Genomic DNA, 26,953 nt, shown 5'->3' with positions numbered 1-26,953 from the left:
TGTTTTTTTGACTAAATCACACGGGAAAATTGCTGTGTTCTGAGCTTGCTACGTAGATAAACATCAAAGCACATACAAATATTGCGGATCAGCAACCGTCCTTTCGGTGTCACCACCAGCCCGTCTTCATAACTATCGACCAGTCCATCGGCCACCAGCGGTGCCAGCAGCGCTAAATCCTGCTCAAAGTAGGTTTTAAAATCGATAGCGTATTCCGCTTCAATGGGCGCATAGCTGAGCTGGAAATTACAAATGAGCGTCTTAATCACATCGCGGCGGAGGCAGTCATCACGTGTCAGCTGTAGCCCACGCCACAAGCCATTTCCTTGGTCTTTAACCTGCGCGTAATACTGTTTCAGCTCTTTCTGGTTCTGAACATAGCTATCACCGATCATACTAATCGCCGACACACCCAGACCGAGAAGATCGCTATCACCCTGTGTCGTATAGCCCTGGAAATTGCGATGCAGCTTCCCTTCTCGCTGTGCCACCGCCAGTTCATCGTCCGGCCGAGCAAAGTGATCCATACCGATAAACTGATAGCCTGACTGCGTCAGCGATCCAATCGTCTGTTGCAGAATATCCAGCTTTTGTTCCGCGCTCGGTAAATCCGCCTCTTTAATCTTGCGCTGTGCCGCGAACAGGCTGGGTAAATGCGCATAGTTAAAGACGCTAAGCCGGTGCGGGCTTAATTCCGCAACGCGCTGTAGCGTAAACGCGAAGCTTTCCGGCGTTTGTTTCGGCAGGCCGTAAATCAAATCAATATTGGTTGAGGTGAAGCCAAGCGCTTTTGCTCGCTCAATAAGAGCAAAAATAAAATCTTCATCCTGCTCACGATTGACCAGCTTCTGAACGTCTTTATTAAAATCCTGCACGCCCATGCTAAGGCGGTTGAATCCTTCAGCCCGCAGATGATCGAGGACGTCCAGCTCAATTTCTCGCGGATCGACTTCAAGCGACAGCTCAGCCTGATCGGAAAAAGAGAACAGCTCACGCAGCAGCGACATTAGCCGACTGATTTGTACTTTATTCAGGTAGGTTGGTGTACCGCCACCCCAATGCAATTGCGTCACAGTTCGTCCGACGAATAGCGGCGCACGCTGGCGAATCTCCAGCTCAAGAACATCAAGGTATTCATCCGCTTTATGCTGCTGACGCGTAACCAGCTTATTACAGCCGCAGAAATAGCACAGCCGGTGGCAAAAAGGGATGTGGATATACAGCGACAGCGGTCGCTGCGGATAACGGGCAATGGCATGCTGAAACGCAGGCTCATCGTAAGCTTCACTGAATTCTAACGCTGTGGGATAAGACGTATAACGCGGCCCAGAATAGTTATATTTTTGAATCAGGGCCAGATCCCAGTCAACGGACGGTATCGACATATTCGCTCACTCCTTCCAGTTTTTACTCGGTGGGTTATCCTTCCCCTCCTTCAGATCACCAAAAAATGGCGTTCAAAAACGCTCCCGGCGTTTTGTTACTCGTCTCATCCCTGAGACTCGCCCTAAGGGCCGTCACGTTGTGACGTTCAAAAACGCTCCCGGCGTTTTTGTCTCGGGCGTAGGCGTAGCACCTGATTCACGCGCCCGTTAAACAGGGCGCGATGCAACCGGTGCTTACGCTTCGACAATAGCCATAGTTTACTGAACAGACAGAGCAGATAAAACGCAAGCAGCAATATCAGGAACAGAAACAGCCATTTCATTGATTAGAACGTGTCTTTCGGGTTATTACGCTTCAAAAGCTGCAACATATCTTCCTGCTGCTCTTCTTCGTCATCATCACCCAGCTCGATTCCAAGCTCTTCCATCAGGATGTCGATACGATCCAGCGTTTCATCAACCCATGATTGTTCTTTGGCGCTCAGCGTCTCGCCGCTATCCAGACGATCCAACAAGGCATCCAGGCGCGTATCGTTTTCTAACATTTCCAGCTCTTCTTCCGGTGACATCGTCGGCTTGGCCGCAACGACTTTCTCCACAGGCTCAGAAGGCTTCAACTTAGGCTTCGGTTTAGCGATATCGCTATCCAACACGCCAAGCTGTACAGGCTTTTTGCTGCCGATACGCGGATCGGCAGCTTTACGCTGACCGGAACGCGGATCGGCGGATGCTTTTTCCTGAGTTCGGCTGCCCGACGCGTGGCCACGATGCTTTTTATCTTTTTTCCGCTCGCGCGCTTCACGCTCCAGCTCTTCGCGGGTCTTTCTTTTTACTTTGGGTTTCCCTGCCTGATCGGCAGCCCCTTTGACAGGTCGGTTCATAATATTGTTCTCAGGTACACAGATATAAGGGAAGTGCGGCGGAATCTAGCAGAAAGCCCGCGAATAAAAAAGCGTCCACATCAGACAGCTGGGCTTTTCTTTTCGCATCAGTCTGCTGCATTTCGAGACAGATAAAGCCGCCTTTATTGTCAGTTACAGGTATAATCCCCAACCAGACAGAGATCCAGATAGAGATAACCACCGTGACCCAGCAATATAACTACCACATGACGCGTTTTATCATCAGCGCCCCGGATATTCGCCATCTGGCAACAGATAGCGGTATTGAAGTGGCCTTTGCTGGGCGCTCTAATGCCGGAAAATCCAGCGCACTGAACACGCTGACCAACCAGAAAAACCTGGCACGAACCAGTAAAACACCAGGCCGTACTCAGTTGATTAACCTGTTCCAGGTGGTAGACGGCGTACGTTTGGTCGACCTTCCCGGCTATGGCTATGCCGAAGTGCCGGAGCAAATGAAGATCAAATGGCAACGTGCGCTCGGTGAATACCTGCAAAAGCGTAACAGCCTTAAGGGTCTGGTTGTGCTGATGGATATTCGCCATCCGCTGAAAGATCTCGATCAGCAAATGATTCAGTGGGCTGTCGATGTTGAACTTCCAGTCTTAGTGCTGCTGACCAAAGCCGATAAGTTGGCTTCAGGCGCACGTAAGACACAGTTGAATATGGTTCGCGAGGCCGTCTTGCCATTTATGGGTGATATTCAGGTCGAAGCATTTTCGTCACTGAAAAAACTCGGCGTCGATAAACTACAGCAGAAATTGGACAACTGGTTCAGCACGCTGCCACACGCTGAAGAAGAACAAGAAGCAGAATAATCCTTTCACGTGGTGCAGTGTATCATCACTCGCATCACGCCCCGACTTTCCCGCAATGATTGCCCACCAGAGACGCTCTTCACACTCGAAACCGTGCTGACCCACTGCTTTCTATCAGGCAGTTACTGGCGTTTTGAGGGTAAAAAATCCTGAATAAAGCCCATAAAAAACGCCCCGCTCAAAACTGAGCGGGGCGGCTAATATTCAGCCAAATCCGATTACGTGAAGTAAAAGGTCTGAAAGATAGAACATCTTACCTCTGTACCCTACGTCTTTAACTCTACCCTATTTTTTCACGGGAACAAAGGCTTTTTTGTTGTTTACTTTCATAGAAAATGGTTATCGATTACACAAAGTTAAACCAGGTCACACAATACTGTTATTTAATTACAGAAATAGCATAAAAATCGGCCATTAATGTGCTTCATCCCAGTTCATGCCCGTACCGATGTCTACCTGTAACGGAACATTCAATTGCATACAACCTTCCATTAATGCTTTGATTTTACTAATGGATTCTTCAATAACCGAATCATGAATCTCGAAAACCAATTCATCGTGAACCTGCATGATCATCTTCACCTTCGGCGTGTCTTTCTGTAGCCAATCGTCAATCGCGATCATCGCTTTCTTAATAATATCAGCAGCGGTGCCCTGCATTGGGGCGTTAATCGCCGCACGTTCTGCGCCTTTACGCGCCATCGCATTACGAGAATGGATATCTGGCAGGTAGAGACGGCGACCATCCAAAGTGGACACATAGCCATGCTCAGCAGCCTGTTGGCGAGTCCGCTCCATGTAATCCTGCACACCAGGGTAACGCTCAAAATACAGGTTCATGTATTTCTGCGATTCGCTACGCGGAATATTCAACTGACGCGACAAGCCAAATGCGCTCATGCCGTAGATCAAGCCGAAGTTGATCGCTTTCGCACTGCGACGCTGTTCAGATGTCACCTTATCCAGCACGATGCCAAACACTTCTGACGCCGTTGCCCGGTGGATATCCAGCCCGTTCGCGAATGCGTTCAACAGCCCTTTATCACCCGATAAGTGCGCCATGATGCGCAGTTCGATCTGCGAGTAGTCAGCCGCAACAATGCTGTAGCCCTTAGGCGCAATGAATGCCTGACGAATACGGCGCCCTTCGTCATTACGCACCGGGATGTTTTGCAGGTTCGGATCGCTGGAAGACAAACGCCCGGTCGCAGTAACAGCCTGATGATAAGACGTATGAACACGCTTCGTCGCCGGATTGATCATCAGTGGCAGCTTATCGGTGTAAGTAGATTTCAGCTTGGCCAACCCACGATATTCCAGGATCAGCTTCGGCAGAGGGTAATCCAGCGCCAGCTCAGCCAGCACTTCCTCATTGGTTGATGGCGCGCCTTTTGGCGTTTTCTTCAGAATCGGCAGCTTTTGTTTTTCATACAGAATGCCCTGTAGCTGCTTGGTCGATGAGAGATTGAATTCTTCACCCGCCAGCTCATACGCTTGGATTTCCAGCTCCGCCAGACGTGCTGTGAGTTCTTTTGAATGTTCTGCCAGAATCACGGGATCGATCAGTACGCCCGTACGCTCGATGCGGGATAAAACCGGCACCAGCGGCATATCGATAGTCTGGAAGACCTGACACAGATCGGCATGCGGCTGGAGTTTCCCCCAGAGCTTCTGGTGCAGATGCAGCGTAACGTCCGCATCCTCAGCGGCATAAGGCCCAGCCTGTTCCAGCGCAATCTGATTAAACGTCAGCTGATTTTTACCCTTACCCGCGATCTCTTCAAAGGTAATGGTTTTGTGGCTCAGATAGCGTTCAGCCAGGCTATCCATATCATGGCGGCCCGCCACGCTGTCGAGCACATAAGATTCCAGCATGGTATCAAACGCGATGCCGCGTAAATCGATGTCATACCGCTGCATCACGCCTTTATCAAATTTGAGATTCTGACCAATCTTAAGCAGCTTCTCATCTTCCAGCAGCGGTTTGAACAAGGCCAATACCTTGGTGCGATCCAACTGTTCCGGCGCATCCAGATAGTCATGTGCCAGCGGCAAATAAGCCGCTTCACCCAGCTTAATCGCAAATGACAAACCAATCAGATTAGCCGTGAGTGTATCCAGTCCGTCGGTTTCCGTATCAAAAGCGAAAACCTCAGCCTGTTTTAAACGCTCAACCCAATCGAGCAGCGTTTTCTCATCAAGAATCGTGACATAACCGTCGGCAGAAAGCGTAGGCGCGTTGTTTTCTTCAGCAACTTGCTCAACCACCGCGTTACTCGCCGCCTGAACAGGCTGGCTACTCTTTTTACCCTGCATCCAAGTGCCTGATTCAATATCTGATAACCAGCGCTTAAATTCATAACGGGAAAAAAGACGATGCAACTCATCCACATCCAACTCGTTAACGGTAAGCTGATCGCAGGTAAGCTCCAGCTCGACATCCGTTTTAATGGTCGCGAGCTGATAAGAGAGGTAGGCCACGTCTTTGTGCTGTTCAAGCTTCGGCGCCATAGTTTTCGCACCACGGAAGGAAAGCCCGGCAATTTTATCAAGATTGGAATATAGCGAGTCCAGCCCGCCGAGCCCTTGCAATAGCGCTTGAGCCGTTTTTTCGCCCACGCCAGGTACACCAGGAATGTTATCCGATGCATCTCCCATCAGCGCAAGGAAATCGATAATCAGCTCAGGAGGAATACCGTACTTATCACACACTTCCTGTGGGCCAAGAATCGAGTTATTCATGGTATTAATAAGCGTCACGCTTGGCGTCACCAACTGCGCCATATCTTTATCGCCGGTACTAATCAGCACCGACTTACCCACTTTTTCCGCCTGCACCGCGAGCGTACCGATCACATCGTCCGCTTCTACGCCGGAAACTGCCAGAAGCGGTAGTCCCATCGCTTTCACCATCTTATGCAGAGGCTCTATCTGTTCGCGTAGATCCTCCGGCATAGGTGGACGGTGAGCTTTATAGTTTTCGAACAGCTCGTCGCGAAACGTTTTCCCTTTCGCATCAAAAACAACGGCAACGTGGCTGGGCTGATATTGCAACAGCAAACTGCGTAGCATATTCAGTACGCCATACATTGCACCGGTTGCTTCTCCCGCGCTGTTTGTTAACGGTGGGAAAGCGTGATAAGCACGATACAAATAGGATGAACCGTCTACCAGTATTAAAGGGTTTTCTGCAATCTGAGCCATAGCCTGCCGTGATCGTTGTTGTCTGTCATAGCGCTAAGCATGCCATAGGTCAGGGAAAGAGACGATCCTTAACGTGAGATATTGGCTGATTTTGCATGGATCCTCGCAAGATCTTCCTGTGGATAACTTTGTGAATAGTTTTACCCACTTAATTGCTAATTTTTCCTATTATCTTAAGCTGTTTTTTTATATTCATTAATTTCATGAAGTTATAATATAACCTATTTGTTTTTAAGGCATGAAAAACCGTCATCCAATTTGTGGATATAAACAAAAAGATAAATAGATATTGCGGGCTAATGAGATATAAAAGATAAGAAGATGAAAAACGGGAAGGTATAAGGTCATGCGGTTTTACCCGCATGACTTATTAAATAATTACTTCTTGGTAATGAGGAACTTCACCACGTCAGCGTACTGTTTTACATACCCATCCATTGAACTGGTATCAAGACCATCATTCTTGATCATATATTTACCGTTAACGAACATGGCTGGAACACCGCGTAATTGTAAATCTGCCGCCGCTTTTTCCTGCTGGGCAACCAAAGATTTCACAACAAAGCTATTCAGAGCACCATCAAATTCTTCCGCACTCACGCCAGCTTTCACAAAGACTTCGCGAATATCATCCGGTTTTTGTACAGTCTGTGTTTTCTGAACTGCATCAAACATCAGCGGGGTAATTTTATTTTCAATGCCCAGCGCCATAGCGACAGCCCATGCCTGCGTCAGGTTTTTACCCAACGGGCCCAAGAAGTCCACGTGATAACGTGTCATCTTCGTACCCTCTGGCAACGCTTTTTTTACTGCATCTGGAACGTGGTAAACCTGTTCAAATTGATAGCAGTGCGGGCAATAGAATGAGAAGAACTCAAGAACCTGAGGCTCTTGGGTTGCAGGTTTATCTAATTCTACATATTGCTTGCCGTCAGAAAACTCTGCAGCAGAAGCACTAAATGCCAGAACAACGCCAATCAGCGCAAGCCATAATCTTTTCATAAATTTCACTCTCTCCATTTAATTTCAGTACATTGGCATTAGCTGTAGAGGAGGTTCCTGCAACAGCTGAGTTTGCCCAATAAATATTGCCGTTTGCTTCAACCAGAAATCAGCATCCGTCATCCAGGGGAAATTTTTTGGAAAAGCAGGATCTTCCCAGCGACGAGCAACCCAGGCTAGATAATAAACCTGCCGCATCGCACGAAGAGGCTCAATCAGCGCGAGCTCTTTCTCCTGAAATTCCGCAAATTCGCTATAGGCTTCTAACAAGATATCCAGTTGAATACGTTGTTCACGACGGTCACCATGCAACAGCATCCATAAATCCTGAATTGCTGGACCATTGCGGGCATCATCCAAATCTACAAATAGCGGACCATCACGCCACAAAATATTGCCTGGATGACAATCCCCATGCAGACGCAGTGGTCGCCAGTCGTTATGCCAATAAGTTTCAACTGTATCAATCAGTTGACGGGTCGCCTGTAAAAAATCATGTCGATGTATTTTCGGTATTAGCGGACATGTCTCCAACAGCCGATAAGGTTCATGCAGATATTCATTTACCCCGATCGTCGGGCGCTCGGTGAATAACGATTTCTGACCCGTCTGGTGAATCCGGCCGAGAAAACGACCAACCCACTCTAGCTGGTCTTCATTGTCCATTTCATACTGCCGCCCGCCCACGCTGGGGAATACGGCAAAATGAAATCCTTCATAGACATTCAACGTCTGCCCATTAAGCGAGACGGGCGCGACAATAGGGACTTCATCTTCTGCCAATTGCTGGGCAAAAATATGCTCTTCCTGAATCTGTGCCGCGCTCCACCGTTCCGGGCGATAAAATTTCACCACGAATCGTTTACGATCTTCATCCGCAAACTGGTACACCCGATTCTCATAACTGTTTAATGCCGTCAAACCAGAATCAACGCGCAGACCAACATCCAGCAAGGCATCCACGATCAGATCGGGGAATAGCGTCTGGAAATTAAATATCGAACTATTCATCACGGCCACAAATGGTTAGAGGCGACGTAAGAGATATGCGTGCAATAGTTAGCATCATGAACGTGTTATTCCTTTCCACTAGTCTTTAATAACTCCCCGGGCGCGAAGCAAAGCTGTCTTAAAATCTTCTTCGTAGTCCTTCTTCAAACCGGGGATGACTTGTTCTTTATCTGCATCACGCATTTTTAGATGGTAAATAAGGATATCATCAGTCAGTTCATTTAACTGCCCCTCGAACCCCGCCTCCTGTGCAAGGTTTTGTAAAAATTGCACCAGATTTAAATCGGGTTCTTTTTGCCAGGCTGGATGCAGCAGTTCAATCAGCTCATTAACGCGATGGCATTTCATTTTTTTCTCCTTAAAAACGATTTGTACTCAATAAATTTCAAGATGCCGGAAGCTGCTTGAACGATATTGAGCATATAGTGATAAAAATAACAGCCTTGTGCACATGAGGAAAGAACTTGGTCTTCAGAGAAAGTTTTTAGAGAATAACGCATGGTTTATCCCTCAAAACATTCAGAACAGAAGAAAGTGAGTATAGATACTTGGAAAGTAAAATGATTACTGGCGTTATTCTCGCAGGTGGACGGGCAACACGCATGGGCGGGCACGATAAAGGTCTGATAGCACTGAACGGTGTACCGCTATACCAGCACGTTCTGTCTCGGCTTAAAGCACAGGTCGATAAGGTCATGATCAGCGCTAATCGCAATCAGGCTATGTATGCACAAAGTGGCTGCCGCATTATTGGTGACTTTGATGCAAGCTTTCCTGGCCCGTTGGCGGGCATTCTGAGTGGGTTACATGCCTCCCCATCCGAATGGGTCGTATTTGTCCCTTGCGATGTCCCCGCACTCCCCTTCGATCTGGTACACCGCTTGTGGCAAGCACGTGGGGAAGCAAATGCGGCTTATGCCACAGACGGAGAACGTCCACATCCCACATTACTCTTAATCAATAGAAACCTTATTGAGTCGCTGGAAGCTTATCTGCATCTTGGAAACCGTAAGCTGATGCTATTTATGGAACAGATTGGAGCAAACGCAGTTTCATTTAGCGATCAGCCTAAAGCCTTTCGCAATATGAATTCGCCTGAAGATTTATCCAATTGGGAGGAGCAACACCGTGAATCCTAATCGTGTCCCCTTGCTCGCTATTGCTGCTTATAGCGGCACAGGTAAAACGACATTACTTAAACACGTCATCCCGCTACTGACTCAGCATGGTGTTCGAGTCGGACTCATTAAACATACACATCATCAGATGGATATTGATACGCCAGGTAAAGATAGCTATGAGCTCCGTAAGGCAGGCGCAGCACAAACGATTGTTGCCAGCAGCCAAAGGTGGGCGCTGATGACGGAGACTCCTGATCAGGAAGAACCCAATATTTACCATCTAGCTGGAAAAATGGATGCGTCTACTCTCGATTTGGTGCTGGTTGAGGGGTTCAAACATGAGAAGATCGCTAAAATAGCCTTATTTCGCCAATCGTTGGGTGGAGAATTAAGTGATTTGATCGATGAGTATGTCATCGCGATTGCAGCAGATGGTGAGATCGACACCATGCTTCCAGTGCTTGATATCAATCAACCAGAGCAGGTTGCTACTTTTATCCACCAATGGCTCAAAAATAACCGTCGGTAGTGCGGAATAGGCTACCGTTCACTCTGAATCATTAGGTAATGCCTAGCAGAAAATGGGCTTCTGAACCCAAAAACCAAACTTTCCCATGCACTGTATCCAGCATGTGATCTGCAGGCTTTTGTAAACCCACCAAAAATTCCCGATAGCAAAAAGCCCCTGTCTTTCGACAGAGGCTTTCCACGTGTTTGATGCCTGGCAGTTCCCTACTCTCACATGGGGAGACCCCACACTACCATCGGCGCTACGGCGTTTCACTTCTGAGTTCGGCATGGGGTCAGGTGGGACCACCGCGCTATCGCCGCCAGGCAAATTCTGTTTCATTCCAACCGTTATACCTCACTTTTCAGTGTGCACAACCATCAGAACCAATCTTTGAACAAGCTGATTATCAAAATCTCTTTGAGTCGTCTCAAAACACCTTCGGTGTTGTAAGGTTAAGCCTCTCGGGTCATTAGTACTGGTTAGCTCAACGTATCGCTACGCTTACACACCCAGCCTATCTACGTCGTCGTCTTCAACGGCCCTTCAGGGGCATCTAGTGCCCAGGGAAGACTCATCTCGAGGCAAGTTTCCCGCTTAGATGCTTTCAGCGGTTATCTCTTCCGCACTTAGCTACCGGGCAATGCAATTGGCATCACAACCCGAACACCAGTGGTGCGTTCACTCCGGTCCTCTCGTACTAGGAGCAACCCCTCTCAATCTTCCAACGCCCACGGCAGATAGGGACCGAACTGTCTCACGACGTTCTAAACCCAGCTCGCGTACCACTTTAAATGGCGAACAGCCATACCCTTGGGACCTACTTCAGCCCCAGGATGTGATGAGCCGACATCGAGGTGCCAAACACCGCCGTCGATATGAACTCTTGGGCGGTATCAGCCTGTTATCCCCGGAGTACCTTTTATCCGTTGAGCGATGGCCCTTCCATTCAGAACCACCGGATCACTAAGACCTGCTTTCGCACCTGCTCGAGCTGTCACTCTCGCAGTCAAGCTAGCTTATGCCTTTGCACTAACCTCCTGATGTCCGACCAGGATTAGCTAACCTTCGTGCTCCTCCGTTACGCTTTGGGAGGAGACCGCCCCAGTCAAACTACCCACCAGACACTGTCCGCAACCCGGATTACGGGCCTACGTTAGAACATCAAACATTAAAGGGTGGTATTTCAAGGTTGGCTCCACGCAGACTGGCGTCCACGCTTCAAAGCCTCCCACCTATCCTACACATCAAGGCTCAAGGTTCAGTGTCAAGCTATAGTAAAGGTTCACGGGGTCTTTCCGTCTTGCCGCGGGTACACTGCATCTTCACAGCGAGTTCAATTTCACTGAGTCTCGGGTGGAGACAGCCTGGCCATCATTACGCCATTCGTGCAGGTCGGAACTTACCCGACAAGGAATTTCGCTACCTTAGGACCGTTATAGTTACGGCCGCCGTTTACCGGGGCTTCGATCAAGAGCTTCGCCTTGCGGCTGACCCCATCAATTAACCTTCCGGCACCGGGCAGGCGTCACACCGTATACGTCCACTTTCGTGTTTGCACAGTGCTGTGTTTTTATTAAACAGTTGCAGCCAGCTGGTATCTTCGACTGATTTCAGCTCCGTGAGCAAGTCACTTCACCTACCATCAGCGTGCCTTCTCCCGAAGTTACGGCACCATTTTGCCTAGTTCCTTCACCCGAGTTCTCTCAAGCGCCTGAGTATTCTCTACCTGACCACCTGTGTCGGTTTGGGGTACGATTTAATGTTACCTGGAGCTTAGAGGCTTTTCCTGGAAGCGTAGCATCGGTTACTTCATCACCGTAGTGACTCGTCATCACGCCTCAGTGTTAATGATGACCCGGATTTACCAAAGTCATCCACCTTCACGCTTAAACCGGGACAACCGTCGCCCGGATAACCTAGCTTTCTCCGTCCCCCCTTCGCAGTAACACCAAGTACAGGAATATTAACCTGTTTCCCATCGACTACGCTTTTCAGCCTCGCCTTAGGGGTCGACTCACCCTGCCCCGATTAACGTTGGACAGGAACCCTTGGTCTTCCGGCGTGCGGGTTTTTCACCCGCATTATCGTTACTTATGTCAGCATTCGCACTTCTGATACCTCCAGCAGCCCTCACAGGCCACCTTCGACGGCTTACAGAACGCTCCCCTACCCAACAACACCTAAGTGTCGCTGCCGCAGCTTCGGTGCATGGTTTAGCCCCGTTACATCTTCCGCGCAGGCCGACTCGACCAGTGAGCTATTACGCTTTCTTTAAATGATGGCTGCTTCTAAGCCAACATCCTGGCTGTCTGTGCCTTCCCACATCGTTTCCCACTTAACCATGACTTTGGGACCTTAGCTGGCGGTCTGGGTTGTTTCCCTCTTCACGACGAACGTTAGCACCCGCCGTGTGTCTCCCGTGATAACATTCTTCGGTATTCGTAGTTTGCATCGGGTTGGTAAGTCGGGATGACCCCCTAGCCGAAACAGTGCTCTACCCCCGAAGATGAATTCACGAGGCGCTACCTAAATAGCTTTCGGGGAGAACCAGCTATCTCCCGGTTTGATTGGCCTTTCACCCCCAGCCACAAGTCATCCGCTAATTTTTCAACATTAGTCGGTTCGGTCCTCCAGTTAGTGTTACCCAACCTTCAACCTGCCCATGGCTAGATCACCGGGTTTCGGGTCTATACCCTGCAACTTAACGCCCAGTTAAGACTCGGTTTCCCTACGGCTCCCCTATACGGTTAACCTTGCTACAGAATATAAGTCGCTGACCCATTATACAAAAGGTACGCAGTCACCCTGATTAATCAAGGCTCCCACTGCTTGTACGTACACGGTTTCAGGTTCTATTTCACTCCCCTCGCCGGGGTTCTTTTCGCCTTTCCCTCACGGTACTGGTTCACTATCGGTCAGTCAGGAGTATTTAGCCTTGGAGGATGGTCCCCACATATTCAGACAGGATGTCACGTGTCCCGCCCTACTCATCGAACTCACAATCTGTGCATTTTTGTGTACGGGACTATCACCCTTTACTGTGCGACTTTCCAGACGCTTCCACTAACACACAAACTGATTCAGGTTCTGGGCTCCTCCCCGTTCGCTCGCCGCTACTAGGGGAATCTCGGTTGATTTCTTTTCCTCGGGGTACTGAGATGTTTCAGTTCCCCCGGTTCGCCTCATTACGCTATGTATTCACGTAATGATAGTGTGTCGAAACACACTGGGTTTCCCCATTCGGGTATCGTCGGGTATAACGCTTCATATCAGCTTACCGACGCTTATCGCAGATTAGCACGCCCTTCATCGCCTCTGACTGCCTAGGCATCCACCGTGTACGCTTAGTCGCTTAACCTCACAACCCGAAGGTGTCTTTGATTAATCAAAGTCACTGTCGTGCTGCGATTATTTGAGAGACTCATTGACACACTGACACGCCATTCATACCCGTAGGCATCAATGCATGTTCAGCTGTCATGTTTCAATTTTCAGCTTGTTCCAGATTGTTAAAGAGCAAAACGTCGCAGTGCACCCAAACAGGTACACTCTGAAGTTTTCTATATAGCGAGTATTGATGGTGGAGCTATGCGGGATCGAACCGCAGACCTCCTGCGTGCAAGGCAGGCGCTCTCCCAGCTGAGCTATAACCCCATCGTTGCTTACAGATACCTTAGATACCACTCATGGGAGAGTTGGTAGGCCTGAGTGGACTTGAACCACCGACCTCACCCTTATCAGGGGTGCGCTCTAACCACCTGAGCTACAAGCCTATTAAGGTATTTCTGCTCGTTATTTTCATCAGACAATCTGTGTGAGCACTTCACTTAACACACATCTTTTTGGTAAGGAGGTGATCCAACCGCAGGTTCCCCTACGGTTACCTTGTTACGACTTCACCCCAGTCATGAATCACAAAGTGGTAAGCGCCCTCCCGAAGGTTAAGCTACCTACTTCTTTTGCAACCCACTCCCATGGTGTGACGGGCGGTGTGTACAAGGCCCGGGAACGTATTCACCGTAGCATTCTGATCTACGATTACTAGCGATTCCGACTTCATGGAGTCGAGTTGCAGACTCCAATCCGGACTACGACGTACTTTATGAGGTCCGCTTACTCTCGCGAGGTCGCTTCTCTTTGTATACGCCATTGTAGCACGTGTGTAGCCCTACTCGTAAGGGCCATGATGACTTGACGTCATCCCCACCTTCCTCCGGTTTATCACCGGCAGTCTCCTTTGAGTTCCCGACCGAATCGCTGGCAACAAAGGATAAGGGTTGCGCTCGTTGCGGGACTTAACCCAACATTTCACAACACGAGCTGACGACAGCCATGCAGCACCTGTCTCAGAGTTCCCGAAGGCACTAAGCTATCTCTAGCAAATTCTCTGGATGTCAAGAGTAGGTAAGGTTCTTCGCGTTGCATCGAATTAAACCACATGCTCCACCGCTTGTGCGGGCCCCCGTCAATTCATTTGAGTTTTAACCTTGCGGCCGTACTCCCCAGGCGGTCGACTTAACGCGTTAGCTCCGGAAGCCACGCCTCAAGGGCACAACCTCCAAGTCGACATCGTTTACAGCGTGGACTACCAGGGTATCTAATCCTGTTTGCTCCCCACGCTTTCGCACCTGAGCGTCAGTCTTTGTCCAGGGGGCCGCCTTCGCCACCGGTATTCCTCCAGATCTCTACGCATTTCACCGCTACACCTGGAATTCTACCCCCCTCTACAAGACTCTAGCCTGTCAGTTTTGAATGCAGTTCCCAGGTTAAGCCCGGGGATTTCACATCCAACTTAACAGACCGCCTGCGTGCGCTTTACGCCCAGTCATTCCGATTAACGCTTGCACCCTCCGTATTACCGCGGCTGCTGGCACGGAGTTAGCCGGTGCTTCTTCTGCGGGTAACGTCAATCGATAAGGTTATTAACCTTACCGCCTTCCTCCCCGCTGAAAGTGCTTTACAACCCGAAGGCCTTCTTCACACACGCGGCATGGCTGCATCAGGCTTGCGCCCATTGTGCAATATTCCCCACTGCTGCCTCCCGTAGGAGTCTGGACCGTGTCTCAGTTCCAGTGTGGCTGGTCATCCTCTCAGACCAGCTAGGGATCGTCGCCTAGGTGAGCCATTACCTCACCTACTAGCTAATCCCATCTGGGCACATCTGATGGCGAGAGGCCCGAAGGTCCCCCTCTTTGCTCTTGCGAGGTTATGCGGTATTAGCTACCGTTTCCAGTAGTTATCCCCCTCCATCAGGCAGTTTCCCAGACATTACTCACCCGTCCGCCGCTCGTCACCCAGAGAGCAAGCTCTCCTGTGCTACCGCTCGACTTGCATGTGTTAGGCCTGCCGCCAGCGTTCAATCTGAGCCATGATCAAACTCTTCAATTTAAGATTTGTTTGATTTGCTTCTACTCGAGAAGCGATGCTCAAAGAATTAGTAACTGTTCATTCGTAATGAATTTCACTGTTGTTCACTCTTCAAGACTTTTTATATCGTTAAGATACGGTCTTGTGAGTGCCCACACAGATTGTCTGATTAAATTGTTAAAGAGCAGTGCCACTTCATCGGTGGCGCGGGGTGCATATATTATGCTTTTCCGCTGTGAAGTCAAGTCATTACTGACTGCTTCGTTGAATCTTTTTGCTGTCACCACAACCGCGTGTCGCTGTTGCCGTGTCAGTGGATGCGCATTATAGGGACTTCCCGCACGCTGACAAGCGCTAAATGCAAAAAAGTTACCGAGTGATTTTTTTTTCAGCAAAGCGAATTAAAAGACGCCGTTATGCCGGATTTTTCGCCGCTAATTGGGCGAAATCTTCACCGGACAGACTGACGCACCATCAATTCCGGCGTCAACACCAGCGCATTAGGTTCAGTATTGGGATGCTCTAGACGATATAAAAGTGTATCCACCGCTAATTCGCCGAGTTCATCTTTAGGTTGGTGAACGGTAGTAAGAGGTGGAGACATATAGCGGGCCAGCTCAATGTCATCGTAACCAATAACTGCCATATCTTGCGGAATAGAAAGTCCAGCCTGATAAAGCGCATGGTAAACGCCAACGGCCATCGCATCGTTACTGGTGAACACTGCTTCAGGTTTATCTTCCAGCGCTAACAACTGCTGCATAGCGCGGTAGCCCGCTTCAAACTCAAAATCACCGAAAATTTCATAATCAGCGGGAACGAATAGCCCAGCGAACTTCATCGCCTGTCGATAACCTTCTAATCGGTTATAGGCTGTCGTCTTATCTTTCGGACCCGCAATGCAGGCTATCTTTTTATAACCACGAGAAATGAGGTAATTGGTCGCGATCTCTCCACCGAGCAGGGAGTTATCTTTAATGACGTCCATAACGCCTTTAAAAGGTGCCCAATCCATCATGACCATAGGTATAGAAGGATAGCGGCTCATCATTTCGGGCAAAGGGCGATGGCTTTCGGTACACATCAGCAGTACGCCGTCGACTCGCTTTTGCAGCAACGTTTCGAGACTATGGCTCATTCTGTCGCGGTCGCCTTCGGTGTTGCACAGAATCAGGCTATAGCCTCGCTCATAACAGCAGCGCTCTACGCCACGCACCACTTCGGCATAAAACGGGTTATTACTGGCAGTGAGCAACATGCCGATAGTGCGGGTCTGGTTTATTTTCAGACTTCTGGCCAGCGCAGACGGCGCATAGTTGAGATCCTCAACGGCCTTCATCACTTTTTCGCGAATGGTATCGCTGACAAAGCGATTGTTATTAATGACGTGAGATACGGTAGAAGTAGAAACGCCCGCAAGACGGGCGACATCTTTCATGGTGGCCAAAGATCACCCCTGGGTTTGCAAAAATGCGTCGATCTCTTCACGCCACGGGACAGAGGGCTGAGCGCCTCGGCGAGTAACGGCTATCGCAGCTGCCGCATGGGCAAATTTTACTGCGGAGGACATGGGTTTATTTTCCAGCAATGCAGTCACTAACGCGCCATTAAACGAGTCTCCAGCAGCGATAGTATCCACGGCTTTTACACGATATCCCGGAATTCGCTGACCCTGACCGTTTTCACTTAACCATACGCCACGGCTACCCAATGTGATGAGCACCGTTTCGATTCCTTTATCGTGCAGAACCTGTGCTGCGCGAGCCGCATCGTCTTCCGTCTCAACGGTAATTCCCGTCAGGAACTGTGCTTCGGTTTCATTCGGCGTGATCATATTGACCAGCGATAACAGTTCATCGGGCAGTTCACGGGCTGGCGCGGGGTTCAGAATCACTTTCGTTTGGTGTTCATGCGCCAGTTTAGCGGCTGCAATAACCGTTTCCAACGGAGACTCAAGCTGCATAAGCAATGCTGAAGCATCAATAATGTGTTGCTGATGACGATGAAGGTAATCAGGCGTCACAGCAGCATTCGCGCCGGCATTAATCGCAATCATGTTCTCAGCGTCGGCGTTAACAAAAATCAGCGCAACGCCGGTTGTTTCCCCGGAGATAGCCTCAACGGCGGAAACATCAATATTGTCCTTGGATAGCTGCTGGCAAATACGGGTGCCGATATCATCTTCTCCAACGCAGGCAATAAAGGCGATGTCTGCACCGCTTCGACCCGCAGCAACGGCCTGATTGGCACCTTTCCCACCGAAAGCAACGCTATATTGCTCACCGATCACCGTTTCGCCCGGGCGGGGAAATTGCTCAAGATTGAGAATATGGTCAGCATTAATACTGCCCAGCACCACCAGCTTACCCGTTTTCATTATGTCGAATCCCGCTACGTTAATAATGCGCCACCACAAATGGGTGGCGCGAGCCCTGCTTTATACCCGTCATACTTCAAGCTGCTTGTGCGTTGGTTGCCCTTACTCACCCCAGTCACTTACTTGTGTAAGCTCTTGGGGATTCGTTCGGTTACCGCCTTCATGCAACTCGAATTATTTAGGGTATATTTTTAATTATTTTGCAACCAGCTTCAGGTCGACCGGAATGATGGCCTGCGTTTTTTCGCCTTTCAGCACTTTCGCAGCGGTTTCAATACCGATCACACCGATCTGATCAGGACGCTGAGCAACGGTTGCCGCCAGCTTGCCTGACTCAACGGCCTTCACGCCATCCTGAGTGCCGTCAAAACCAACGACCAGCACATCTGTTTTACCTGCGGTTTGCAGTGCACGCAGTGCGCCCAACGCCATTTCATCGTTCTGAGCAAATACGGCCTGAACGTCAGGGTGCGCGGTCAGCAGGTTCTGCATCACGTTCAGCCCTTTAGTACGGTCGAAATCAGCTGGCTGGCTGGCCAGCATAACGAATTTATTTTTCTCAGCAGATTTCATGAAGCCAGCCCCACGCTCGCGCGCGGCAGACGTTCCGGCAATCCCTTCCAACTGAATCACCTTGGCACCTTCACCCAATTTCTTGGCAATGAAGTCACCAGCAACTTTACCACCGAAGGCGTTATCAGAAGCCACGTGACTCACAACTTCACCGCTGCTGGCAACGCGGTCCAGCGTAATAACCGGGATCTTGGCCTGATTAGCCATTTTGATCGCATTACCTACTGCATCAGAATCAGTCGGGTTGATCAGCAGAACTTTGGTTCCACGCACCGTCAAATCCTGAACGTTAGCCAGTTCTTTTGCTGGGTTATTCTGGGAATCCAGTACAATCAGCTCGTAACCCAGCTTGTCAGCTTCTTTCTGCGCACCCTCTTTCATTGAAACAAAGAACGGGTTATTCAGCGTAGAAACCACCAGAGCAACCGTATCTTTGGCCAAGGCATTAGCACTGACAGTCGCGCTCAGCGCAACAGCGGAAACCAGAGTAGCCAGCTTTTTCATATTCATAACTCAATTCCTGTGTGAATGAAGGTTATTTACTGCTTTTGTTATCTACCAGAACCGCCAGCAAAATGACGACTGCTTTAACGATCATCTGGTAGTAAGAAGAAACACCTAATAAATTCAGTCCGTTGTTGAGGAAGCCAAGGATAAGTGCGCCGATCAACGTGCCAACGATACGTCCTTTTCCTCCAGCCAGACTGGTGCCGCCCAATACTACAGCCGCGATAGCATCCAGCTCATACCCTGTACCCGCCGTCGGCTGTGCAGAGGACAAACGTGCGACTTCGATAATTCCCGCCAGGGCAGACAGCAGCCCACACAGGGAATAGACAATAATCTTGATTTTATCAACACTGATACCAGACAAACGGGTAGCAGACTCGTTGCCGCCCAGCGCATAGATATAGCGCCCCAGACGCGTATGGTGCAGCATGTACCAAGCCGCCGCGAACACGATAGCCATGATCCAGATTGGCGTCGGAATCCCCAGCGGACGACCGATACCAAACCAGCCAAACGCATCTGCCACGTCAGAAAAGCCGGTATTAACCGGGCTACCGTTGGTATAGACCATCGTCACACCGCGAAGTAACAGCATCATGACCAACGTGGCAATAAATGCCTGCACTTTGCCTTTGGATACAATGATCCCCGTACCCGCACCAATCAGCGCCCCCAGCGCCAGCGCGCCAAACACCGCCACCAGCGCATTGACTTCAAGCCCGACGATGGAAGCCGCTACGGCACCGGTCAATGCCAGCAGTGAACCCACTGACAAATCGATGCCCGAGGTCAGAATCACCAGCGTCATGCCGACGGCCATGATGGCGTTCACCGACGTCTGCTGAAGAATATTGAACAGGTTGTTCAGGGTAAAAAAGTTAGGGCTCATGGCGGAAACAACCGCAATCAGGATCAGGAGCGCGATCAGCGATTTCTGCTCCAGTAACCACTCTTTGCTGAACCAGCGTTTTGCCGCGATAGATTGAGAACTCATGTCTGACTTACTCCTGCTTTGCGCCGTATTGCTTACCAACGGCCGCGGCCATCAGTGCTTCCTGGGTTGCTTGCTCAATAGGGAAATCCCCGCTCAAGCGCCCTTCATGCATCACAATGATGCGATCGCTCATTCCCAAGACTTCGGGCATTTCGGATGACACCAATATGATGCTCAGCCCTTCTTCTTTGAATTGATTGATTAACTGGTAAATCTCTTTCTTCGCCCCGACATCGACGCCGCGCGTCGGTTCATCGAGGATCAGGACATTTGGGCGCGTCATCAGGCCACGGGCAATCGCCACTTTCTGCTGATTACCGCCGGAAAGCAGGCCGATAGGCTGCTCCATCGAAGGCGTTTTCACGTTGAACAGGCGAATAAAGTCGGCAACCGTCAGTTGCTCTTCGGCGTGTTTCAGACGACCACCCGCATGGCTGAAATAACGTAGTGCGGTTAACGACATGTTTTCTTTTACTGACATGCCCAACACCAGACCATCGCGCTTGCGGTCTTCGGAAATGTAAACGATGCCGTTCGCCAAGCCATCCTGCGGTTTACGGGTCACTACATCGCGTCCATCCAGCGTCACATTACCGCCAGTTCGCGGCAGTGCGCCGTAAAGAATCTTCATCAGTTCGGTACGGCCCGCGCCCATCAGCCCTGCGACGCCCAGAATTTCGCCTTTCCGCACCGTAAAGCTGACGCTGTCGACACCTGGCCCTGACAGGTTCTGCACCTTAAGGCGAACCTCTCCCGGCGCTTTATTCGAACGCGGGTACTGATCTTCCAGCTTACGGCCGACCATCATTTCAATCAGCGTATCTTCCTCTAAGTCACTGACCGGACGTTCGCCGATAAACTGACCATCGCGGAACACGGTAATGTCATCGCAGATTTCAAAGATTTCTTTCAGACGGTGGGAAATATAGACAATGCCGCATCCCTGAGATTGCAGCTCTTTGATCACGCTGAATAGCGAAGCGGTCTCAGTATCCGTCAGGGCGTCGGTCGGTTCATCCATGATGATGACTTTCGATTCAAAGCTCAGCACCTTGGCAATTTCTACCATTTGCTGATCGCCAATCGATAAATCCCCGACCATACGACGGCTGTCATAGCGCAGATTAAGGCGTTTCAGCAGCTTATCGGCTTCCGCATACATCTTGTTCCAGTCGATACGACCGAAGCGGTTGGTAAATTCACGACCAAGGAAGATATTCTCGGCAATCGTGAGTTGGGGAATCAGGTTAAGTTCCTGATGGATAATACCGATACCTGCTTCCTGGGACGCTTTCGGCCCGCTGAAATCCACCTCTTTCCCCAGAAAATGGATGCTGCCGGCATCTTTACGATAGATCCCGGTCAGGACTTTCATCATGGTGGACTTGCCCGCACCGTTCTCGCCCACCAGCGCCATCACTTTTCCCGGATAGACGTTGAGTGCCGCACCGGAAAGCGCTTTAACGCCGGGAAAAGATTTCGTGATGCCTTGCAGTTGCAGTAAAGGTTGCATTGATACCTCAGAACGTTACGCCAGCACAAAGGATGACATTGGCATACGGAGAACACTCTCCGCTGCGAATGATGGCCCGGCTTTTGCCGCTTTGGGTTTTAAATTCTTCATGGCTGACATAGTGCAATGCAATTGAGTTTCCCTGGTGTTGTTCAAGTTGCTTCAATTGATCGAGTAATGCGTCATGGACGGCGGGGTTCTTTTCAAGAATTTCTTCCGCCAGAATAGCGGCCTCGACCTGCATTTCGCTGATGACAACACTAACGACCTGCAAAAAAGTCGGCACGTTATGCGTCAACGCCAGATCGATACGGGTCGTCGTTTCAGGAATCGGTAAACCGGCATCGCCAATAACAAGGCTATCGGTATGCCCCAGTCGAGAAATCACGGAAGAAATATCTGAATTCAATAATGCTGCTTTTTTCATCTTCTCACCCCACCAGCGAAACGTTTCGCTAATAACATTCTAGAAAAAGAAGCAAGAAAGGCAATGAAGAGATAAAAAAAATGTGATCACCATCGAAACGTTTCGCTAATAAAAAAAGAAAGGTAATGAGAGGCGGGTATAGGAGATTGATAAATAGAGAAATGGCGGGTCAAAGCCCGCCAATAAGGAACAGAGGATAATGCGTTAGAGTTTACGAATCTGCTTCACATCCAACTCGACGGAATTGAAGTCTTTATCCAGTTCACCCTGAATTTCCACTTTGTCGTTAGGTGAAACCATCTGGCCATTCCAGCGTTTGTGGTCGATCTCGACTTCCATCGTGCCCGTTGAATCGCGGAACAGGTAGTTTTCATCGCCGATCCGTTTTTCAATATTCCCTCTCAGCGTCACCCAACTGTCATCACGCAAATCTTTAGCTTTATCTACCGTGGTGAGGGAACTCTGCGAATCGGTGAATCCCCCTTGATGTGCACCAACGGCTGGTGTTTCTGGATTGACAAAACCACCGCCACTTTGTGCAGCAAATACTGGTGCGGAAACCAGAGCAGTAATAACGAGTAACGCAGCGACTTTTTTCATGTTCACCCTTCCTTTTTTGCCTGTTGTTTCACAATTAAACGTTTCAAAGTTAACTGTTTCACAGTCAATGGTTTCGCAGTCAACCTGCGGGAGCTATCGGTCTTGGTAAAAGAGTAAAACAAATTTTTCTTAACGGAATCTTAAAGCGTCAGTTCTCGCATTGTTGTTTTTTTATATTGCCGGATATTGCCCAGTTTCAGTGATTTGGCCTGTACACACCGCCTCTCTATTTCGTATAAAACCGGAAAAGGCATAAGCGCAACAGCAGCGCATTCTCTGCGAGGCAGCCATGAGAATATTGTTAATCGAAGACGATCGCTTGATTGGTGACGGTCTGAAAGCTGGGTTGAACAAACTGGGCTTTAATATCGACTGGTTTATGGAAGGTAAAGCGGGTGCCGCGGCATTGAAGGCTGCACCCTATGATGCGGTAGTGCTCGATCTCAGCCTGCCGGGCATAGACGGGGTGGATATTCTGCGCCAGTGGCGTCAGGCTGGGCATGACGAACCGGTACTGATTCTGACCGCCCGCGATGCGCTGGAACAGCGTGTGGAAGGGCTACAGCGAGGTGCCGATGATTATTTATGTAAGCCCTTTGCGCTGACAGAAGTAGCCGCTCGCCTGCAGGCGCTGATTCGCCGCCGTCATGGCCAACTTCAACCGACATTAACGCACGGCGTGGTTTCCCTTGAGCCGGGATCGCGGAGTGTCACGCTTAACAACGAACCACTGATACTAAAATCCCGCGAACTGGCGTTACTGGAACTGTTTTTGCTCAATCCGAACCGCATACTCACACGCGCGCAGTTGGAAGAAAAGCTCTACGGATGGGACGATGATGTCTCCAGCAATGCGGTAGAAGTACATATCCACCACCTGCGCAAAAAGCTGGGCAGCGGGTTTATCCGAACCGTGCATGGCGTTGGCTATATTCTGGGAGATGCGCCATGAACCGACTCAGCCTGCGTTTACGCCTAATTGCAGGTTTTACGCTGCTGACATTACTTTGCTGGGGCGTAGCCAGTCTGCTTTCGTGGCATCAAACACGCCATAACATCAATGAGCTATTTGATACCCAGCAAATGCTGTTTGCCAAACACCTGGCCACCATGAATCCTGATGAATTGCGCATCCAGTCGGTTTCTCTGCCCAAAACCAAAAGTCTGGTACATGAGAATCAGGGAAAGCAGGAAGATGATGCGCTGGCCTTCGCCATTTTTACCCGCGATGGTGAAATGGTGCTGAATGATGGTGATAATGGCAAGGATTTCATTTTTAACTATACGCGCAACGGCTTTACTGACGGCAGGCTACGCGATGACAATGACGCCTGGCGTATCGTCTGGCTGACGACGGCGGATAATCGCTATGTGATTGCTGTCGGGCAGGAGTGGGAATATCGTCAGGATATGACGCTGGATATTGTAAAAACCAACCTGATGCCCTGGCTGTTCGCCCTGCCGATCATGCTGGCCCTGCTGTTCTGGCTGGTCACGCGTGAACTCTCACCGCTAAAACGCATTACCGCCGAGCTTCAACAGCGTTCACCTGATGAAAGCACGCGGCTGGAGACGCAGCACATCCCGCAAGAAGTTCGCCCGTTGGTCAACGCATTAAACCATCTGTTTTCCCGCATCAGCGACATGCTGGTTCGTGAACGTCGTTTTACCTCCGATGCAGCTCACGAATTACGTAGCCCTCTGGCAGCGTTGAAAGTTCAAACTGAAGTCGCACAGCTAGCGCATGACGATGAAGCCATGCGGCATCATGCGCTGATCAATCTGGACAAAGGTATCGATCGGGCCACACGGCTGGTGGATCAGCTCCTGACGCTGTCGCGTCTGGATGCCGAATCGGCCCCCGAAGGGATGCAGCCCATCCAGTTCAATGAACTACTGCAACAAGCGGTGATCGCGCATTACCACACGGCGCAAATCGCGGGTATCGAGCTGACGCTGGATTTACCGGATACTTCGGTCATCCGGCAGGGCCACCCGCTGCTGCTGGCTTTGCTGGTACGCAATCTGCTGGATAATGCCATTCGCTACAGCCATGAAAGGGGAACGGTAAGCCTGACGCTGACAGAGCGCGGTTTTCAGGTTGCCGATAAAGGACCGGGCATTAGCGAGGAGGCGCTGGCAAGAATTGGCGAACGCTTTTATCGCCCGCCGGGGCAGGAGAAATCCGGCAGCGGTCTGGGAATTTCCATCGTAAATAACATCGCCAAACTGCACCACATGCGGGTAACGTTCACCAATCAGCCCAGAGGCGGGCTGATTGTCGCCATAAATTGGTAAAGGCTATTCTCTCTACCATTAACACGCTGGCAGCAACATGCCCCACCCAACAGGCAGCGACTCAAAGTTTGTTATTAGGGAAACACGGGGATGAGGTTCCCGCAGGGACGCCTCGCCCCGTGGTCGACCGTGTATCTCGATCTTATCCCAACATAACGCCCTAATCGTGGGATCACTTAAATCTCGACCTGTATCCCTAACTCAATCAGCCTGTTCGGCGGTATTTCAAACTGATCCGCCGCCCGCAGCGCATTGCGGCTGAGCATCATGAATAACTTACCGCGCAAGCGCAGATACCACGGGCGCTCACCGATAATCAGCGATTCATTGGACATAAAGAAAGACGTTTCCATCATTTGGCAGGTTAACCCATCCTGCCAGCAGCGCTGAAAGACTTCTTCCACATCCGGCGTCTCACGCCAGCCATAGTTGGCAATCACGCGCCAGAACGTCGGCGAAAGCTGTTCAACCGTTACTCGACGTGCGTTCAGCACATAGGGCGCATCCTCTGTTCGCATGGTCAACAGCACCACGCGCTCATGCAGGATTTTATTGTGCTTAAGGTTATGCAGCAGCGCGAACGGAATCACACGAGTCGCGCGCGAGAAATACACGGCGGTCCCCGGCACACGCGTCGGCGGCGTTTTCTCCAGCGATGCAATCATGGCATCCAGCGAATTACCATGCTCATGCAGCCGGCGCAGCAGCCTAAAGCGCTCGCTTTTCCACGTCGTCATGATGATAAACATCACCATACCCAACGCCAGCGGCAGCCAGCCGCCGGAGAGGATCTTGACCACGTTTGCCAAAAACATCGGCACGTCAATAATCAGCAGGCCCGCCAGCAACACCCACGCCAGATAGCGATTCCAGAGCCAATTCTTCACCGCCACCGTACAGAACAGAATGCTGGTAATCACCATCGTGCCCGTTACTGCAATTCCGTAAGCCGCCGCCAGATTGCTTGAATGCTCAAAGCTGACAATCACGATGACAACGGCGATATAGAGCATCCAGTTAATGGCAGGGATATAAATCTGGCCGGATTCCATATCTGACGTGTGTACGATACGCATCGGCGGCAAATAGCCCAGCCGCACCGCCTGACGAGTCAGTGAGAACACACCGGAAATCACCGCCTGCGAGGCAATGATTGTCGCCAGCGTGGCCAATATCATCAGTGGAATCAGCGCCCAGTCTGGCGCCAGCAGGAAGAAGGGGTTCTTGATTGCTTCAGGATCTTTTAACAGCAACGCGCCCTGACCGAAGTAATTTAACACCAGCGACGGCAGCACCACCGTAAACCAGGCCAGACGAATGGGGAATTTACCGAAGTGTCCCATATCAGCATACAGTGCCTCGACCCCGGTAATCGCCAGCACCACCGCCCCCAGCGCGAAGAACGACACCGCTTTATATTCGATAAAGAAGCGCACGGCGTACATCGGGTTCAACGCCTGCAAGACTTCGGGGTTAGCAATAATGCTGCGCGCACCCAGTACGCCAAGCGTCAAAAACCAGATCAGCATCACGGGCGCAAACAGCTTGCCGACGCTACCCGTACCGTGTTTTTGAATGATAAACAGTAATGTCAGGACGACAATCGAGAGCGGAACGATATAGCTGTCCATCGACGGCGCGGCGATTTCCAGCCCTTCCATCGCCGACATCACTGAGATAGCTGGCGTGATGACGACTTCCCCATAAAAGAAGCTGCCACCGATCAACCCCATGATGACCAGCACAGACGTCATGCGATCGGAGGTATTGCGCCCGGCTAGCGACATTAATGTCAGAATCCCACCTTCGCCTGCGTTATCGGCACGCATCACATAGGTCAGATATTTCAGCGAAACAACAAGAACCAACAGCCAAAAGATCAGTGAAAGAAAACCAAAGACCGAGTCAGGTTCGACCCCAAAACCAAACTGCCCTGATAAACATTCCCTTAACGTATAAAGAGGGCTGGTTCCTATATCTCCATAAACCACCCCGATGGCCGCCAGCGTGACAGCCGGAAGCGAACGTTTATGTTCTGAGCTCATATCTATCTTCTGTTGTTAATCAGTCCGCGAAGCGCGTCATTCACAGCAACTCGTCCAAGAGCGCACAGTATGCACAAATCAGGGTAAAAACCCATTTTTATTGTGCGGTCACCTGTATACGAAACATCCTGTAAAGGGTGGTTTATTGCTTACTTACCCCGTTAGGGTGAATAATCCGTAAAAGTATTCTAATAAAAATCTGTGATCTGCCGTTTATTATTACTATTGTCTTTCTGAAAGTAGGGTTTTTCTGAGACACCGCTTTCAGTCGAGCAACCAGATTCAAAAATAAACG

The 26,953-nt window shown here is 50.1% G+C and carries 21 protein-coding genes, 2 tRNA genes and 3 rRNA genes; 5 read left to right on the top strand and 21 right to left on the bottom strand.

Features of this window, described 5'->3' with window-relative positions; all coding sequences use genetic code 11:
- Window positions 1-11: 11 nt before the first annotated feature.
- From hemN to yihI, 3 genes are all read right to left on the bottom strand, one after another.
- Window positions 12-1,385 carry an oxygen-independent coproporphyrinogen III oxidase gene (hemN, locus tag LOZ86_RS00850; RefSeq protein WP_230242768.1) on the bottom strand — a complete coding sequence of 458 codons (1,374 nt, stop codon included), beginning with the start codon at window positions 1,383-1,385 and terminating at the stop codon, window positions 12-14.
- Window positions 1,386-1,531: 146 nt separating this feature from the next.
- Complete coding sequence (locus LOZ86_RS00845) at window positions 1,532-1,708, bottom strand: hypothetical protein (RefSeq protein WP_165708164.1); 177 nt, start codon at window positions 1,706-1,708, stop codon at window positions 1,532-1,534.
- A 3-nt stretch (window positions 1,709-1,711) separates the two neighbouring features.
- Window positions 1,712-2,266, bottom strand: a complete 555-nt coding sequence (gene yihI / locus LOZ86_RS00840) for a Der GTPase-activating protein YihI (protein ID WP_039487444.1) — start codon at window positions 2,264-2,266, stop codon at window positions 1,712-1,714.
- A gap of 203 nt (window positions 2,267-2,469) precedes the next feature.
- Between yihI and yihA the strand changes: the two genes are divergently transcribed.
- The gene (gene yihA, locus LOZ86_RS00835) at window positions 2,470-3,105 is read left to right on the top strand and encodes a ribosome biogenesis GTP-binding protein YihA/YsxC (protein ID WP_072012453.1); all 636 of its coding nucleotides are present in this window, start codon (window positions 2,470-2,472) and stop codon (window positions 3,103-3,105) included.
- 204 nt (window positions 3,106-3,309) lie between these two features.
- Here the strand turns inward: yihA and spfP are convergent, their stop codons facing one another.
- The 5 genes from spfP to LOZ86_RS00815 form a co-directional block, all read right to left on the bottom strand.
- The gene (gene spfP, locus LOZ86_RS21615) at window positions 3,310-3,357 is read right to left on the bottom strand and encodes a small protein SpfP (RefSeq protein ID WP_071892919.1); all 48 of its coding nucleotides are present in this window, start codon (window positions 3,355-3,357) and stop codon (window positions 3,310-3,312) included.
- A gap of 162 nt (window positions 3,358-3,519) precedes the next feature.
- A complete protein-coding gene (gene polA / locus LOZ86_RS00830) occupies window positions 3,520-6,309 on the bottom strand; it encodes a DNA polymerase I (protein WP_039487438.1) in 2,790 nt (929 codons plus the stop codon).
- 378 nt (window positions 6,310-6,687) lie between these two features.
- Entirely contained in the window at window positions 6,688-7,311 is a 624-nt protein-coding gene (gene dsbA / locus LOZ86_RS00825; RefSeq protein WP_039487437.1) for a thiol:disulfide interchange protein DsbA, read from the bottom strand.
- A 24-nt stretch (window positions 7,312-7,335) separates the two neighbouring features.
- The gene (locus LOZ86_RS00820; RefSeq protein ID WP_039487436.1) at window positions 7,336-8,322 is read right to left on the bottom strand and encodes a serine/threonine protein kinase; all 987 of its coding nucleotides are present in this window, start codon (window positions 8,320-8,322) and stop codon (window positions 7,336-7,338) included.
- Between the two features lie 78 nt (window positions 8,323-8,400).
- Window positions 8,401-8,670, bottom strand: a complete 270-nt coding sequence (locus LOZ86_RS00815; protein WP_005968263.1) for a YihD family protein — start codon at window positions 8,668-8,670, stop codon at window positions 8,401-8,403.
- A gap of 212 nt (window positions 8,671-8,882) precedes the next feature.
- Between LOZ86_RS00815 and mobA the strand changes: the two genes are divergently transcribed.
- Together mobA and mobB are read left to right on the top strand one after the other, a co-directional pair.
- Window positions 8,883-9,461, top strand: a complete 579-nt coding sequence (mobA, locus tag LOZ86_RS00810) for a molybdenum cofactor guanylyltransferase MobA (protein WP_039513312.1) — start codon at window positions 8,883-8,885, stop codon at window positions 9,459-9,461.
- Window positions 9,451-9,972 carry a molybdopterin-guanine dinucleotide biosynthesis protein MobB gene (mobB, locus tag LOZ86_RS00805; RefSeq protein ID WP_039513310.1) on the top strand — a complete coding sequence of 174 codons (522 nt, stop codon included), beginning with the start codon at window positions 9,451-9,453 and terminating at the stop codon, window positions 9,970-9,972. The genes mobA and mobB overlap by 11 nt, the downstream gene beginning before the upstream one ends.
- A gap of 190 nt (window positions 9,973-10,162) precedes the next feature.
- Here the strand turns inward: mobB and rrf are convergent.
- The 12 genes from rrf to LOZ86_RS00745 form a co-directional block, all read right to left on the bottom strand.
- Window positions 10,163-10,278, bottom strand: a 5S ribosomal RNA gene (rrf, locus tag LOZ86_RS00800).
- A 124-nt stretch (window positions 10,279-10,402) separates the two neighbouring features.
- Window positions 10,403-13,312: ribosomal RNA gene (locus tag LOZ86_RS00795) — 23S ribosomal RNA — on the bottom strand.
- Window positions 13,313-13,532: 220 nt separating this feature from the next.
- Window positions 13,533-13,608, bottom strand: a tRNA-Ala gene (locus LOZ86_RS00790).
- A 42-nt stretch (window positions 13,609-13,650) separates the two neighbouring features.
- Window positions 13,651-13,727, bottom strand: a tRNA-Ile gene (locus LOZ86_RS00785).
- A 73-nt stretch (window positions 13,728-13,800) separates the two neighbouring features.
- Window positions 13,801-15,342 (bottom strand): 16S ribosomal RNA (locus LOZ86_RS00780).
- The 16S, 23S and 5S rRNA genes sit together here with 2 tRNA genes alongside, the layout of an rRNA operon.
- 430 nt (window positions 15,343-15,772) lie before the next feature.
- Window positions 15,773-16,768 (bottom strand): ribose operon transcriptional repressor RbsR, encoded by a 996-nt coding sequence (rbsR, locus tag LOZ86_RS00775; RefSeq protein ID WP_039487762.1) that lies wholly within the window; start codon window positions 16,766-16,768, stop codon window positions 15,773-15,775.
- Window positions 16,769-16,771: 3 nt separating this feature from the next.
- Window positions 16,772-17,698: a ribokinase gene (gene rbsK / locus LOZ86_RS00770; RefSeq protein ID WP_039487763.1), complete on the bottom strand. Its 927-nt coding sequence runs from the start codon at window positions 17,696-17,698 to the stop codon at window positions 16,772-16,774.
- A gap of 195 nt (window positions 17,699-17,893) precedes the next feature.
- The gene (gene rbsB, locus LOZ86_RS00765) at window positions 17,894-18,781 is read right to left on the bottom strand and encodes a ribose ABC transporter substrate-binding protein RbsB (protein WP_015842314.1); all 888 of its coding nucleotides are present in this window, start codon (window positions 18,779-18,781) and stop codon (window positions 17,894-17,896) included.
- Window positions 18,782-18,806: 25 nt separating this feature from the next.
- Window positions 18,807-19,775 carry a ribose ABC transporter permease gene (gene rbsC / locus LOZ86_RS00760; RefSeq protein WP_039487764.1) on the bottom strand — a complete coding sequence of 323 codons (969 nt, stop codon included), beginning with the start codon at window positions 19,773-19,775 and terminating at the stop codon, window positions 18,807-18,809.
- Window positions 19,776-19,782: 7 nt separating this feature from the next.
- A complete protein-coding gene (gene rbsA / locus LOZ86_RS00755) occupies window positions 19,783-21,288 on the bottom strand; it encodes a ribose ABC transporter ATP-binding protein RbsA (RefSeq protein WP_039514210.1) in 1,506 nt (501 codons plus the stop codon).
- A gap of 7 nt (window positions 21,289-21,295) precedes the next feature.
- Complete coding sequence (rbsD, locus tag LOZ86_RS00750) at window positions 21,296-21,715, bottom strand: D-ribose pyranase (protein ID WP_039487767.1); 420 nt, start codon at window positions 21,713-21,715, stop codon at window positions 21,296-21,298.
- 204 nt (window positions 21,716-21,919) lie between these two features.
- Window positions 21,920-22,315, bottom strand: coding sequence for a YgiW/YdeI family stress tolerance OB fold protein (locus tag LOZ86_RS00745; protein ID WP_039487769.1), 396 nt, complete (start codon window positions 22,313-22,315; stop codon window positions 21,920-21,922).
- A 289-nt stretch (window positions 22,316-22,604) separates the two neighbouring features.
- Between LOZ86_RS00745 and qseB the strand changes: the two genes are divergently transcribed.
- Complete coding sequence (gene qseB / locus LOZ86_RS00740; protein ID WP_165707564.1) at window positions 22,605-23,267, top strand: quorum sensing response regulator transcription factor QseB; 663 nt, start codon at window positions 22,605-22,607, stop codon at window positions 23,265-23,267.
- Window positions 23,264-24,613, top strand: coding sequence for a quorum sensing histidine kinase QseC (qseC, locus tag LOZ86_RS00735; RefSeq protein WP_230242767.1), 1,350 nt, complete (start codon window positions 23,264-23,266; stop codon window positions 24,611-24,613). The genes qseB and qseC overlap by 4 nt, the downstream gene beginning before the upstream one ends.
- A gap of 176 nt (window positions 24,614-24,789) precedes the next feature.
- Here the strand turns inward: qseC and kup are convergent, their stop codons facing one another.
- Window positions 24,790-26,658, bottom strand: a complete 1,869-nt coding sequence (gene kup / locus LOZ86_RS00730; RefSeq protein ID WP_039487773.1) for a low affinity potassium transporter Kup — start codon at window positions 26,656-26,658, stop codon at window positions 24,790-24,792.
- Window positions 26,659-26,953 lie beyond the last annotated feature (295 nt).

Origin of the sequence: Pectobacterium parvum, from assembly GCF_020971565.1 — a bacterium.
GTDB lineage: Bacteria > Pseudomonadota > Gammaproteobacteria > Enterobacterales > Enterobacteriaceae > Pectobacterium > Pectobacterium polare.
This window is presented reverse-complemented; position numbering and strand designations above follow the sequence as displayed.